Origin of the sequence: Ruegeria sp. THAF57, from assembly GCF_903914075.1 — a bacterium.
GTDB lineage: Bacteria > Pseudomonadota > Alphaproteobacteria > Rhodobacterales > Rhodobacteraceae > Ruegeria.
On record NZ_CAIWNQ010000007.1, the window covers coordinates 88,352 to 100,945 of the forward strand.

A 12,594-nucleotide genomic window follows, 5' to 3' on the forward strand; every position below is an offset into this window, starting at 1 on the left:
AAAAATGGCAATCGAGTATCTCAAACGCGGTAAATCTGACGCTGACCGGGCCGAAGATGACGCCAAAACCCGTGCCGTGGTCGAAGCGACGCTGAAAGACATTGAAACCCGCGGCGATGTCGCCGTGCGCGAGCTGAGCGAGAAATTCGACAATTATTCACCGGCCTCGTTCCGGCTGTCGCAGGACCAAATCGAAGACCTGATCAGCCAGCTTTCCGACCGTGAGCTGGCGGATATCAAGTTCGCCCAAGAGCAAGTGCGTAACTTTGCGCAGGCGCAACGGGATTCGATGCTGGATATCGAGGTCGAAACCCTGCCGGGCGTTATACTGGGCCACAAGAATATCCCTGTGCAGTCCGTTGGTTGTTACGTTCCCGGCGGTAAGTTCCCGATGGTGGCTTCGGCGCATATGTCGGTGGCGACGGCGTCCGTTGCGGGGGTTCCACGCATTATCGCCTGCACGCCTCCGTTTCAGGGCAAGCCAAACCCTGCGGTCATCGCGGCCATGCATCTGGGCGGAGCACACGAAATCTATGTCATGGGCGGCATTCAGGCCATTGGCGCAATGGCGCTTGGCACTCAGACAATCAACCCCGTTCATATGCTGGTCGGCCCCGGCAACGCCTTTGTCGCCGAAGCCAAACGCCAGTTGTTTGGCCGTGTCGGCATCGACCTGTTCGCAGGCCCGACCGAAACCATGGTGATTGCAGATGAAACCGCGGCCGATGCGGAACTGTGCGCGACCGACCTGCTGGGTCAGGCTGAACATGGATATAACAGCCCCTGCGTGCTTTTGACCAACTCGCGCAAACTGGCCGAGGAGACTTTGGCCGAAGTTGATCGGCTGCTGGACATTCTGCCGACGGCGGACACCGCCAAAGTGTCGTGGGCGGAATATGGCGAGGTCATCGTTTGCGAAACCTATGACGAGATGCTGAAGGTGGCCGACGACATTGCCTCGGAACATGTGCAGGTGATGACGGATCGTGACGATTGGTTCCTTGAGAACATGACCTGCTACGGGGCGCTGTTCCTTGGGGCTCGCACCAATGTGTCGAACGGGGACAAGGTGATTGGGACGAACCACACCTTGCCCACAAAAAAAGCAGGGCGATACACGGGCGGTCTTTGGGTCGGCAAATACCTGAAAACGCACTCGTACCAGAAGGTTCTGACCGACGAAGCGGCAACTCTGATCGGTGAATATGGCTCGCGCCTGTGCATGCTGGAAGGGTTTGTGGGGCACGCGGAACAATGCAACGTGCGCGTTCGCCGGTATGGGGGCATCAACGTGCCATACGGAAAGGCCGCGCCGTATAGGGATGCGGCGGAATGAGTGACCAGCACAGTCTGCACAAAGACCTGATCGCCCCGCTGAGGGCAGCGATGTACGACTTTTCCGAAGCCGGGGTGCGTCGCGTCCTGGCTGATCTTTGTGCGCCCGATGCCTTGTTCCGCCTGTGTCATCCGTTCGGAGACATGACCGGCAGCGAAACCTACTACGATGGCGTTTACAAGGGCTTGCTGACGGCGTGGCCCGATCTGGAACGGCGCGACTATATCGTCATGGCCGGACCGGATGAGTTTGGCGCTGATTGGGTCGGTTGCGGCGGGTACTACACCGGCACCTTCACCGGACCATGGCTGGATATCCCGCCAACAGGTCATCAGGTCACGATGCGGTTCCACGAATTCTATCGGTTCGTGGACGGTAAAGTGGTCGAGATGCAGGCGCTTTGGGACATCCCCGAGGTGATGATGCAGGCAAATGCGTGGCCCATGGCCCCCAGCCTTGGCCGCGAATGGCACGTGCCCGGTCCTGCGACCCAAGATGGGTTCGTGCCCGGCCCCTATGATGCGGCCAAGGGCAAGGAAACCTGTCAGCACATCATCGACATGCTGGAATACCTCAAGAAACACCCATCAGAGGGCGGTCCCGAAGTGATGGAGATGGAGCGGTTCTGGCATCCCCGCATGAACTGGTACGGCCCGTCCGGGATCGGCACAGGGCGGGGTATTTCCGGGTTCCGCAACTGGCATCAGATCCCCTTCCTGAATGGCATGCCAGATCGCGGGCAATATGTGGATGACATCACCTATCACTTCTTCGGAGATGGAGAGTATGCGGCCGTCACTGGTTGGCCCAACATGATCCAGACTGTGACCCATGACGGCTGGATGGGCATTGCGCCTTCAGGCAAAAAGATCACCATGCGCAGCCTCGATTTCTGGCGTCTCGAAGACGGCAAAATTCGCGAAAACTGGGTGCTGGTCGATCTTCTGGATGCTTTTCGGCAGCTTGGCGTTGACGTCTTTGCCCGTCTGCGGGAATTCAATAAGGCCCGCAATCTGGGCCGTATCGAAATACCTGACGGAATGAGCCAATGACAGACCTGCCCCGAACGCCATCCTTTTCCCTGAACGGCAAAACCGCCCTGGTGACCGGAGCGTCATCGGGCATCGGGCAGGGATGTGCCGTTGCTCTGGCCGAGGCCGGGGCACATGTGGTGTGTGCGGCGCGCGGGGCAGATCGGTTGCAAGACACGGTGGCCGCGTTGCAATCGAACAGCTGGTCCGCAGAAGCATTGGTCGTGGATCAAACGGATCTGGAGGCGCTGAAAACCCTGTTTGCGTCCCGTGTGTTTGACGTCGTCGTCAATTCCGCGGGATTGGCGCGGCACAGCCGGGCGACCGAGACAACGCCCGAGGATTTCGACGCGGTCGCAAATCTGAACCTGCGATCCGCGTATTTCCTGTCGGCCTATGCAGGCAAGGCTTTGATCAACGCGGGCAAACGCGGCTCGATCGTCCATATCTCAAGCCAGATGGGTCATGTCGGCGGGATTGACCGGGCGGTCTATTGCGCGACCAAGCACGGGCTGGAGGGTATGGTTAAGTCGATGGCCATCGAATGGGGCAAACAGGGCGTACGGATCAACACCGTGTGCCCGACCTTCATCCGCACGCCGCTGACGCAATCAACCTTCGACAATCCCGAACGCGCCGCGTGGATCATGGACATGATCAAGCTGGACCGCGTGGGCGAGGTCGAGGACATCATGGGTGCCGTGCGCTACTTGGCGTCGGACGCGTCGGCGCTTGTGACCGGCACCTCCATGTTGATTGACGGCGGGTGGACGGCAGACTGATGGCTGAGAAAATTACATCCCTTCAGGTCGCGCAGCGCGCAGGCGTCAGCCAGTCCGCCGTCAGCCGCGTCTTCACGCCCGGAGCATCCGTCAGCAAGAAGACCGAGGAAAAAGTGCGCAAAGCCGCTGAGGAGTTGGGATATCGCCCAAACGTGCTGGCCCGCGCCATGGTCTCTGGCAAAAGCCGCATCATCGGTTTGGTGGTCGGTTATCTGGACAACTACTTTTATCCCGAAGCGTTGGCGAAACTGTCGAACGGTTTGCAGGAGCATGGCTATCACGTTCTGATATTCATGGCCTCTCGGTCGGCTGGCAACATAGACGACGTGATGGAGGAGATTCTGGATTATCAGGTCGACGGCGTCGTTCTGGCCTCGGTCCCGATGTCTTCCGATATCGCGACGCGGTGCCAGCAGGCAGGTGTCCCGGTTGTCCTGTTCAACCGTAGTCAGGATATCGAGGGGATCACTACCGTCACGTCGGATAACTACGCAGGCGGCCGAAAGGTGGCCGAGTTCCTTCTGGCGGGTGGGCACGAACGGATCGGCTATATCTCGGGGTGGCAGGGCGCCTCGACTCAGCGTGACCGCGAGGCGGGTTTTCGGGCGGTGTTGTCCGAAGCGGGTCGATCCGTGTTTGCGGTGCAGGACGGGATGTTTCACACCGAAAACGCCCAAGCCGCTGCGCGTCAGATGTTTGATGTAGACCCCGACGAACGCCCCGACGCGGTATTTGTGGCCAACGACCACATGGCATTGGCCGTGATGGACGTAATCCGGTTTGAACTGGGGTTGAGCATCCCCGAAGATGTCTCGGTCGTTGGTTATGACGACGTTCCTCCGGCTGGATGGCCAGCGTATAACCTGACAACGATCCGACAACGGGCCAATCTGATGGTCGCGGAAACCGTCGCGGCCCTGCTGGACCACATTCAAAATCCCGATGCAGCCGAGCCACGCAAGGTCGCGATTGACGGCCCGCTGGTCGTGCGAACCTCGGCGCGGCTGCCGCGGGGCTGGACTCCACAAAGGACAGAAACATGAAGGGCTTTGATCCGAAATTCCGGGATTTCCCGGACTATATCGTCGGTATCACCAAGGAAATCTGGGAAGATCGCGGTATCGCGACCTTGCACGACTACTACGGTGAGGACATCGTGGTCCGGTCGCCCGGTTCCGTCGTTTTGGGGAACCAGAACGTGATCGGCGCGACCATGGCGACCTTGGCAGAGTTCCCGGATCGCCAGCTTCTGGGCGAGGACGTGATCTGGTCCGGCACCCCGGAACAAGGCATGCTCAGCTCTCATCGCATTCTGTCCACGGCCACACATTTGAGCGAAGGCGTCTATGGCAAGCCCAAGGGAAGCAGGCTGCAATACCGGATCCTCGCGGATTGTCATGCGAAAGATAACAAGATCGATGACGAATGGCTGATCCGGGATCAGGGGGCGATCGTCCGTCAGTTGGGCTGGGATCCCAAGGGCTATGCGGCCGATCTGATCGCGCGGGAAAGCGGCCCTGAAAAATGCGTCCGGCCCCTGACCCCATCCAACGATGTCGAAGGTCCCTATAAGGGAAAGGGAAACGACAACGCGTGGGGCCAGCGCCATGCCGATCTGCTGACCCGGATGATGAACGCGGATATGGGCGCGGTCGAGCGTGACTATGACAGGGCCGTGCAATCCGAATACCCAGGTGGTGTGACAGGGCATGGGTGGGATCCGGTTGACCGGTTCTGGATGTCATTGCGTGCCGCGATGCCCAACGCCACGTTCACCATCCATCACCAGATCGGGCGCGACGATCCCAACATGCCGCCGCGCTCGGCCCTGCGGTGGAGCCTGCACGGAACCCATGACGGTTGGGGCACATTTGGCGCGCCGACAGGGGCCGAGCTTTATGTTCTTGGCATCAGCCATGTCGAGTGGGGAGAGCTGATTGGCGGCGACATCAGGGTTCGGCGCGAGTGGACCCTGTTCGATGAAACCGCTGTTTGGAAACAGGTGCTGCTGGCCACAGGGGACGTGTAATGCCGCAAAGCCTTGCCTTGCTCGACACCAGCGAAGGAACCCGGCGACTGCATTGTCACTGGGCGTCTTTGCGGGCAAGGCGGCTGAACAATCGTCCTCCGGGCGCAATGGGTTCGATCGACCTGCCGCACTGCTATTCGTTTCGGAGACTATCATGAGCACAATACAACACCGCATCGTTCGCTATGGCGAACTTCGGCCCTGCAAAACCGCCTTTATCGACGCCCACACACCGGGATCGGACCAAAAGGAAAACTTCACGATCATCGGCGGCGGGGTGTCCGAGTCGCCTGATCAGCACGTCCACATCACCGATAAGATCGGGTTCAACATTGGCGCGGCGGGACAGCCGCCCAAGTGCCGCAACTCGCTGCACAGCCATACAACTGCCGAGGTGTTCTTTGTTGCCAAGGGCTGTTGGCGCTTTTTCTGGGGTCGCTATGGGACAGCGGGCGAGTTCATCGCCGAAGAGGGTGATATCTTCAACATTCCCACGGGTATCTTCCGTGGTTTTGAAAATGTCGGCCAGGACTACGGCATGATCATGTCGATCCTTGGCGGGGATGATGCAGGCGGCGGGGTGACATGGGCTCCGCAGGTGATCGAGGACGCGCAGGCGCATGGGCTGATGCTGGGTGACAACGGGGTTCTTTATGACTCCAAGAAAGGGCAGGAACTGCCTCACAACGTGCATCCTATGCCGGTGCTGACCGACGAACAGTTGAAAGACTACCCTGAGGTTCCGGTCGAAGATGTGGTTGGCAAATACGTTGCTCGTTACTGGGACCTGATGGCGCTGTCAGCCAATAAACCGGCCCAAGTGATCGGTGAAAACGGTCTGATTAAGGATAAGCCCGGGTTCGAGGTCGACTTCCTTGGGCGTGGATCTAGTGTGACCGATCCGGTTGTCGCTGAGAAACCGGTTGTTCTGATGCCCGCAAGCGGACACTGGCGGGTTTCGGTCGAGGGGTTTGAAACCACAATATCAAATGGGGATACTGCCTTGGTTCTGCCGGGGGAACGCTATAGCGTTGAACCGTCGATGACCGGGCAGGCGGGTCTGTACCGGATCAAGGCGACTGACGACCCGGCAGGAGCAACCTGGACTGGATGATCGCGGATCCCGAAGATACCCACGCCGTCTACGAGCGTCAGGCCAAGGCTTATGACGATCAACGGTCGCGTGAGCGCTGGCCAAATGCTGATTGGCGCCAGGCGGACGGGCGTACTTTTGAGTTGGATCAACTTTTCGATGGGATCATTGCCTGGAACAATTTCTCCCACCTGACAGCAGACCAACAAAAAGAAGGTATCGCCCGCATGGCGCGCCATGGTGGAATGTTGTTGCAGACCGTTGGCCCCAAAGCGGGGGTAGAGCACGGCACGGTTGGAACAGAAAGCGTTTATCACGCCTCGTTGTCTCTGACCGGCTATCCCGTGTGCCTTGATAAAGTGGTCTGCGTATGACTGGGCTCCTTGCAAAGAAAAAGGAAACCGAAAGCCACAGCGTGCTGATGGCGCGAAAGAATTAGGAGGGCTCAATGTCGGTCCAGACTACTCATGTCGGGTCTTTGCCGCGTTCGCAGGACGTGGTGGATTTCATCTTTGCCAGGGAACGGGGCGAACCCTATGACGTAGCCGCGTTTGATGCCTGCATGTCCGACGCCGTAACTGAAACGGTGAGCAAGCAAGTTGAAGCCGGGGTGGACATTGTTAGTGACGGCGAGACCTCAAAGATTTCATACGCGACTTACGTAAAGGACCGTTATACAGGCTTTTCCGGTGACAGCCCGCGTAACGCCCCCGCCGACCTGAAAATGTTCCCCGGCTTCCTGCAACGGTTGGCTGATGACGGTGGCACACCACAATACGCGCGCCCCATGTGTACCGGAGAGGTGCGCTCGAAGGGGCAGGGCGAACTGGAAAAAGATATAGCCAATCTCAAGGCCGCGATGACGCAGCATGGGGTGAAGCGCGGGTTTATGAACGCTGCGTCGCCGGGCGTGATCTCGCTTTTCTTGCAGAACGATTTCTATTCGACGCGAGAGGCCTATCTGGCCGCCCTGGCCGATGCGATGAAAGAGGAATACGAAACTATCGTTGCTGCCGGTTTGGACTTGCAACTGGATTGCCCCGATCTGGCCCTGTCTCGCCATATGCTGTTCACTGATTTGTCTGATGAGGAGTTTGTCAGGATCGCCAACATGCATGTTGAGGCCCTGAACCATGCGCTGCAGAACGTGCCGCAGGATCGCGTCCGGGTGCATATCTGCTGGGGTAACTACGAGGGTCCGCATTGCTGTGATATTGCGATGGACAAGGTTTTCAGCACACTGATGGCCACCAAGTCGCGTTATGTCCTGTTCGAAACGTCCAACCCGCGCCACGCGCATGAATGGACCGTATTCCGCGACCGTAAAGCCGAAATCCCCGGTGACAAGGTTTTGGTGCCGGGCGTGGTCGATACCACCACCAATTTTGTCGAACATCCAGAGCTTGTCGCCCAACGGATCGCCCGATTCACCAGCATCGTCGGTACGGATCGTGTGATCGCAGGCAGCGATTGCGGCTTTGGTACTTTCGCCGGGTTCGGCGCGGTGGACCCGCAGATTGCCTACGCCAAGCTCATCGCACTGTCCGACGGCGCAAAGCTGACCAGTGCATGACGCCGCTTATCTTCTTACCGGGCATGATGTGCGATGCCCGCCTCTTCGGTCCTCAGATCCAGGCTTTGTCGGGCAGGGTGCCCGTGATGACCTTCCCATTGAGCCAGCACGACGATGTAGAGGCGATGGCGGCCGATACCCTGAATCATGCGCCACCAAACTTCGCCCTCGCTGGCCTGTCCATGGGCGGTATCGTGGCGATGGAGGTGGTGCGTCAAGCACAAGACCGGGTCACGCAATTGGCTCTGCTCGACACCAACCCGCTGGCCGAAAAGCCCGAGGTCAAAGCCCGCCGCGCGCCGCAGATGGCGGCTGTAAGTGAGGGTCGACTATGGGATGTGATGCGGGATGAGATGAAGCCCAACTACCTTGCTGACGGTCCCCGGCAAGGGGCTATTCTTGACCTGTGCATGGCAATGGCAACCGATCTGGGCCCGGATGTGTTTCTGCGCCAGTCGCAAGCGCTGATGGGCCGTCCAGACCAATGCGCGACCCTTTCATCCTACGCGGGCAAAACACTGGTCCTATGCGGGCGTGACGACGGACTTTGCCCGGTTGAACGTCACCAGATGATGCATGACCTACTGCCGCAAAGCACGTTGGAGATCGTCGACGGGGCAGGTCACTTGCCCACACTGGAAAAACCCAAGGAAACCACAGCGGCCTTGATCCGCTGGCTGGAGGACACATGACACCATCCCTATTGTCTCTGCTTCGCAAGGTCGACACGCCCACCGTCTGCAACGCCATTGAGGTGGCGCAGGGCAAACGCGGGTTTGACCGGTTCACGCGTGGCACCATGCTCAGTTCGGCACCGAACGAACCGGCAATCGTCGGCTATGCGCGCACCGCTAAAATTGCAGCGGTCCATCCGCCGACCGAGCCGCAGGAGGTCATCAAATGCCGACGCATGGCCTATTATAAATATATGGCCGAAGGCCCAAACCCATCAGTCGCGGTGATTGAGGACGTGGATTACCCGGACTGCATCGGAGCTTATTGGGGTGAGGTCAACACTACGGTTCACAAAGGCTTTGGCATGTCTGGCGTGGTGACCAATGGTGTCATGCGCGACCTCGGAGACCTGCCCGAAGGTTTCCCAGTTGTCGCCGGTTCGATCGGGCCGAGCCATGGTTTCGTCCATGTCCGCGAGATCGACACGCAGGTCTCGGTATTCGGTCTGACGGTCAATTCGGGAGAACTGATGCACGCCGACCGACACGGTGCTCTGGTGGTTCCCGAGGATGTCGTCGATCAATTGGAAGCCGCAATCCAAAAGCTATTGACAACAGAGCACATTATCCTCGACGCGGCGAGCCAGCCGGGATTTGATTTTGAAGTATTCGAAACCGCTTGGTCAGCCTTCGAGAAAGCGAGGGTATGAATTTAGGTCACTTCGTCTTTGCGTCAGCAATGGTTTGCCAAAAGTGAGCCTAAGTGAGGGTTAGTACTGAGGCTATCAAAAACCACTTTAGAATTAGAGCATGCCGCGCTGCGGCAAAAGCTGAAACCCGAAGGTCGGCTTTGGGCCGTTTTCATACATCCCAACAAGCTGACTTATCGGCAGCTTTGTCCGCATAGCGGTCGTTCGGTTGCGCTGCCTTGATTGTCCGCTTTTGGAGTTTTGAAGGCCGATCTGGAAACACACATAGTACAATGAGGAGGGCCTGAAGACTTCTCCAAAGGCGTCTGAAGGAATTTCCATACTTTGAGAGCCAAAGTGGGCTAGCCGCAAAAGAGAACGGATCGCACGTGCCGAGTGGTCAGGTATCGGCAAGTATCAAATCGCTCGCCTTTTCACCGATCATGATCGCAGGCGCATTGGTGTTTCCGCTGACGATTTCGGGCATGATCGAGCAATCAGCGACCCGCAGGTTTTCTATTCCGTTGACCTTCAAATGGGGGTCTACAACCGCATCGCCCGACGCGCCCATCGCGCAGGTGCCTGTCGGGTGGTAGATCGAAACAGAATTCGACCGTGCCCAGTCCAGTGTGCCTTCGTAATCATTGCAGGATAGCTGAGCGTCAGGCCGGAACTCTTCCGAGATTTTTGACGCCAACGGGTTATGCCGTGCGATCTTTCGGGCGATGTTCACTCCGTCTACGATCGTCCGGCAGTCGGTTTCCGTTGACAGGTAATTCGGAACGATTTTGACATATTCAGAAGGATCAGGCCCATTCAAGAGCAGCTCGCCTCGGCTTTCAGGGCGCAGTTGGCAAACCGACATGGTAAAAGCAGAGAAAGGGTGCACGCCTTCGCCAGGGCTGTCCGCAGACCACGGCTGGACGTGAAACTGGATATCGGGCGTATGCACTTCGGGGCGCGTTTTCAGAAACCCGGTGGCAAGGCTAGCAGCCATGGTCATGGGCCCAGCGCGAAACAAGGCATATTTTAGCGCAATGCGGGCCTGATTGAGCAGGCTGCGCACTTCGTCGTTCAGCGTGGGTTCGTTGCATTTGAATACAAGGCGCGCCTGCAGGTGATCCTGCAACCCTTTGCCAACGCGAGGTAAGGCGTGTATCGGCTCAATCCCATTGTCTTTCAGGTGATCGGGATTACCGATGCCCGATAGCATCAATATCTGTGGCGAGTTGATTGCCCCTCCAGACAGTATGATTTCCCGGCGCACCTTAAGAGTCCGTGTCTCGCCAGAGCGGTCGCGATATTCCAGCTTGGTGGCCTTCTTTCCGTCGAGTACTACTCGCGAAACCAGAGCGTGGGTGATGATGTTCAGATTGCCTCGGTCGCGGATCGGTTTGAGATAGGCCACTGCAGCGCTGCACCGGCGCCCGTTGCGCGTCGTCAGCTGAAAATATCCGACGCCTTCCTGTTCCGCACCGTTGTAGTCCGGGTTGAACGGATAGCCCGCGGACTGCGCGGCGGCGACCCAGGCGTCACAGATCGGACGTTGTATACGCATATTCGACACTGAAAGCGGGCCGCCTGTGCCATGAAAGGCATCCTCACCGCGTTCTTGATTTTCGCTGCGCTTGAAGAGGGGCAGCACGTCTTCCCATCCCCAGCCTACATTGCCCATCTGACGCCAGCGGTCGTAGTCTTCTTTTTGTCCGCGCACGTAAAGAAGACCATTTAGCGAGGACGAACCACCCAAAACCTTTCCGCGCGGCCAGTCAATAGAACGACCGTTTAGCCCTGGGTCGGGCTCGGTGCGGTAACACCAGTCGACCGATGGGTTGTGCATGGTTTTGAAATACCCAACGGGGATGTGAATCCATGGATTCGTATCTGGCCCACCCGCTTCAAGCAGGGCGACTTTAATGTTTGGATCGGCGCTCAGACGGTTGGCAATGACACAGCCAGAAGACCCCGCCCCTACAACCGCATAGTCCACCTCCATGACCGTCTCCTCCCAAAGTCGTTAAAAAACTCTATGCAAATTGCCAGAACTATACTAGCCTTTTTTGATACAAAACGTCTCAATAATTGCGATACGGGAGGATAGCAATGGAGATCGGACGGAAACTGAGTGGCATTTCAAGGCGGGATTTCTTCCGTGTGGCAGGTCGCTATGGCATGAGCTCGACTCTGCTGGCAGCTGGTGGGTTCGGCGGCGCGATGAGCCTCGCCAATTTGGCGCAAGCCGCTGAATCAAATTATGAAAAGCGGTTCTCAAAAGAACCCAAACACACGCTGAAATTCGGTGCGGCCGGTTTCAATACCCGCAACCTGCTGATCGAACGGGCAGGGGCCATTGAGTTCGCCCGCGACCTGGAAGAACGCACAGACGGTGAGATTCGCATCGAATTTATTGGCGACAATCAGATCTGCGGTCAGCTTAGCTGTGTTGAGAAGACTCAGCAGGGAATTGTGGATATCTACGCCGCCTCAACCCAGAACTCCGCGGGCGGTGCACCGTATCTTAACGTGCTGGACTATGCCTATATGTTCCCAAGCCGCGCGGCGCAGTATCATTTCTTCTACAGCCCCGAAAGCCAGCGCATCCTGCGTGACCCATTGGAAAAACGGCATGGCCTGAAGTTCCTGTTCACCCACTGTGAACTGCGCGGCCTACAGATGGGTTCGACTTTTGCGGACAAGCCTACTGTGACAAAACTGGAGGAACTGTTCGGCACCAAGAACCGGGTCACCGGCACACAACTTGGCCGGATCGCGATGCAGTTGCTTAACCTCAACCCGGTGCCGGTGGCGTGGGAAGAAACGTTGGACGCGCTGAAGACCGGTTTGATCGACGGGGCCGAAACATGGGCGTCTGCTGTTGCCTATGCCAACATGGCCCCTGTTGTTTCGCAATCGGTGAACCTTAAGTTCTTCTGCGGTACCGAACATACTTCGATGTCAGCGAAAGTTTTCGACAGCCTGAGCGGAGAGCTTCAGGATGCCGTCATGGAATCCTCGTACTTCACACAAGCGCTGATTCAGGGTGCGAACGAGGCTGCACTGCTGAACACCGTGGGGTTCTCGGACCCGCAACTGCCTAACACGATCTTTGCAGAGAACGGCGTTCGTGCGGCCTTCCTGCCGGACGATCAGATCAAACTGGCCGAAGAGATGTGTGCCCCGAACTACAATCCCGAACCGTGGGCGCAATGGCGTGAGCGTCTGAACAACTGGGCGGGCGGCATCGATACCTATCAGGAAATCTACGATATCGCGCGCGAGATTCCGGCAGACATGCTGCCCGAAAATGTCGAGCCCCGTCGTTGGTGGATGGGCACTGCCTGATTAAGCTGAACGAACTGGCCCCAAGCGGGCCAGTTCCAAAAAATA

The 12,594-nt window shown here is 57.9% G+C and carries 12 protein-coding genes; 11 read left to right on the plus strand and 1 reads right to left on the minus strand.

The genetic code is table 11. The annotated features are described in order from the left end of the window. The first annotated feature begins 4 nt into the window (after positions 1-4). The 10 genes from hisD (at position 5) to RUESEDTHA_RS16005 (ending at position 9,228) form a co-directional block, all read left to right on the plus strand. Entirely contained in the window at positions 5-1,336 is a 1,332-nt protein-coding gene (gene hisD / locus RUESEDTHA_RS15960; protein WP_171124860.1) for a histidinol dehydrogenase, read from the plus strand. Next, a complete protein-coding gene (locus RUESEDTHA_RS15965) occupies positions 1,333-2,388 on the plus strand; it encodes an ester cyclase (protein WP_171124858.1) in 1,056 nt (351 codons plus the stop codon). The genes hisD and RUESEDTHA_RS15965 overlap by 4 nt, the downstream gene beginning before the upstream one ends. Beyond that, positions 2,385-3,149, plus strand: coding sequence for an SDR family NAD(P)-dependent oxidoreductase (locus RUESEDTHA_RS15970; RefSeq protein WP_171124856.1), 765 nt, complete (start codon positions 2,385-2,387; stop codon positions 3,147-3,149). The genes RUESEDTHA_RS15965 and RUESEDTHA_RS15970 overlap by 4 nt, the downstream gene beginning before the upstream one ends. After that, on the plus strand, positions 3,149-4,192 hold the full coding sequence (locus RUESEDTHA_RS15975; protein WP_180887728.1) for a LacI family DNA-binding transcriptional regulator: 1,044 nt from the start codon (positions 3,149-3,151) through the stop codon (positions 4,190-4,192). The genes RUESEDTHA_RS15970 and RUESEDTHA_RS15975 overlap by 1 nt, the downstream gene beginning before the upstream one ends. After that, positions 4,189-5,178: an ester cyclase gene (locus RUESEDTHA_RS15980; protein ID WP_171124854.1), complete on the plus strand. Its 990-nt coding sequence runs from the start codon at positions 4,189-4,191 to the stop codon at positions 5,176-5,178. The genes RUESEDTHA_RS15975 and RUESEDTHA_RS15980 overlap by 4 nt, the downstream gene beginning before the upstream one ends. Before the next feature lie 154 nt (positions 5,179-5,332). Further along, positions 5,333-6,292 carry a cupin gene (locus tag RUESEDTHA_RS15985; RefSeq protein ID WP_171124852.1) on the plus strand — a complete coding sequence of 320 codons (960 nt, stop codon included), beginning with the start codon at positions 5,333-5,335 and terminating at the stop codon, positions 6,290-6,292. Beyond that, entirely contained in the window at positions 6,289-6,645 is a 357-nt protein-coding gene (locus tag RUESEDTHA_RS15990; RefSeq protein WP_180887729.1) for a trans-aconitate 2-methyltransferase, read from the plus strand. Before RUESEDTHA_RS15985 ends, RUESEDTHA_RS15990 begins: the two co-directional genes overlap by 4 nt. 74 nt (positions 6,646-6,719) lie before the next feature. Next, entirely contained in the window at positions 6,720-7,844 is a 1,125-nt protein-coding gene (locus RUESEDTHA_RS15995) for a cobalamin-independent methionine synthase II family protein (protein ID WP_180887730.1), read from the plus strand. Next, on the plus strand, positions 7,841-8,536 hold the full coding sequence (locus tag RUESEDTHA_RS16000; protein ID WP_171124848.1) for an alpha/beta fold hydrolase: 696 nt from the start codon (positions 7,841-7,843) through the stop codon (positions 8,534-8,536). The genes RUESEDTHA_RS15995 and RUESEDTHA_RS16000 overlap by 4 nt, the downstream gene beginning before the upstream one ends. Next, positions 8,533-9,228: an RraA family protein gene (locus tag RUESEDTHA_RS16005; protein ID WP_171124847.1), complete on the plus strand. Its 696-nt coding sequence runs from the start codon at positions 8,533-8,535 to the stop codon at positions 9,226-9,228. The genes RUESEDTHA_RS16000 and RUESEDTHA_RS16005 overlap by 4 nt, the downstream gene beginning before the upstream one ends. A 379-nt stretch (positions 9,229-9,607) precedes the next feature. On the opposite strand, the gene RUESEDTHA_RS16010 is transcribed toward RUESEDTHA_RS16005, so the two are convergent. Beyond that, entirely contained in the window at positions 9,608-11,203 is a 1,596-nt protein-coding gene (locus RUESEDTHA_RS16010) for a GMC family oxidoreductase (protein ID WP_180887731.1), read from the minus strand. 107 nt (positions 11,204-11,310) lie between these two features. Here RUESEDTHA_RS16010 and RUESEDTHA_RS16015 point away from each other — a divergent pair, with 107 nt between their 5' ends. Further along, entirely contained in the window at positions 11,311-12,549 is a 1,239-nt protein-coding gene (locus RUESEDTHA_RS16015; protein WP_170778352.1) for a TRAP transporter substrate-binding protein, read from the plus strand. Positions 12,550-12,594 lie beyond the last annotated feature (45 nt).

Bases quoted from the DNA above. Each gene is read 5' to 3' on its own strand.
- RUESEDTHA_RS15980 (WP_171124854.1), top strand. From the start codon at position 4,189: ATGAAGGGCTTTGATCCGAAATTCCGGGATTTCCCGGACTATATCGTC.
- RUESEDTHA_RS16015 (WP_170778352.1), top strand. From the start codon at position 11,311: ATGGAGATCGGACGGAAACTGAGTGGCATTTCAAGGCGGGATTTCTTC.
- hisD (WP_171124860.1), top strand. From the start codon at position 5: ATGGCAATCGAGTATCTCAAACGCGGTAAATCTGACGCTGACCGGGCC.
- RUESEDTHA_RS16010 (WP_180887731.1), bottom strand. From the start codon at position 11,203: ATGGAGGTGGACTATGCGGTTGTAGGGGCGGGGTCTTCTGGCTGTGTC.
- RUESEDTHA_RS16000 (WP_171124848.1), top strand. From the start codon at position 7,841: ATGACGCCGCTTATCTTCTTACCGGGCATGATGTGCGATGCCCGCCTC.
- RUESEDTHA_RS15965 (WP_171124858.1), top strand. From the start codon at position 1,333: ATGAGTGACCAGCACAGTCTGCACAAAGACCTGATCGCCCCGCTGAGG.
- RUESEDTHA_RS15985 (WP_171124852.1), top strand. From the start codon at position 5,333: ATGAGCACAATACAACACCGCATCGTTCGCTATGGCGAACTTCGGCCC.
- RUESEDTHA_RS15970 (WP_171124856.1), top strand. From the start codon at position 2,385: ATGACAGACCTGCCCCGAACGCCATCCTTTTCCCTGAACGGCAAAACC.
- RUESEDTHA_RS15990 (WP_180887729.1), top strand. From the start codon at position 6,289: ATGATCGCGGATCCCGAAGATACCCACGCCGTCTACGAGCGTCAGGCC.
- RUESEDTHA_RS15995 (WP_180887730.1), top strand. From the start codon at position 6,720: ATGTCGGTCCAGACTACTCATGTCGGGTCTTTGCCGCGTTCGCAGGAC.
- RUESEDTHA_RS16005 (WP_171124847.1), top strand. From the start codon at position 8,533: ATGACACCATCCCTATTGTCTCTGCTTCGCAAGGTCGACACGCCCACC.
- RUESEDTHA_RS15975 (WP_180887728.1), top strand. From the start codon at position 3,149: ATGGCTGAGAAAATTACATCCCTTCAGGTCGCGCAGCGCGCAGGCGTC.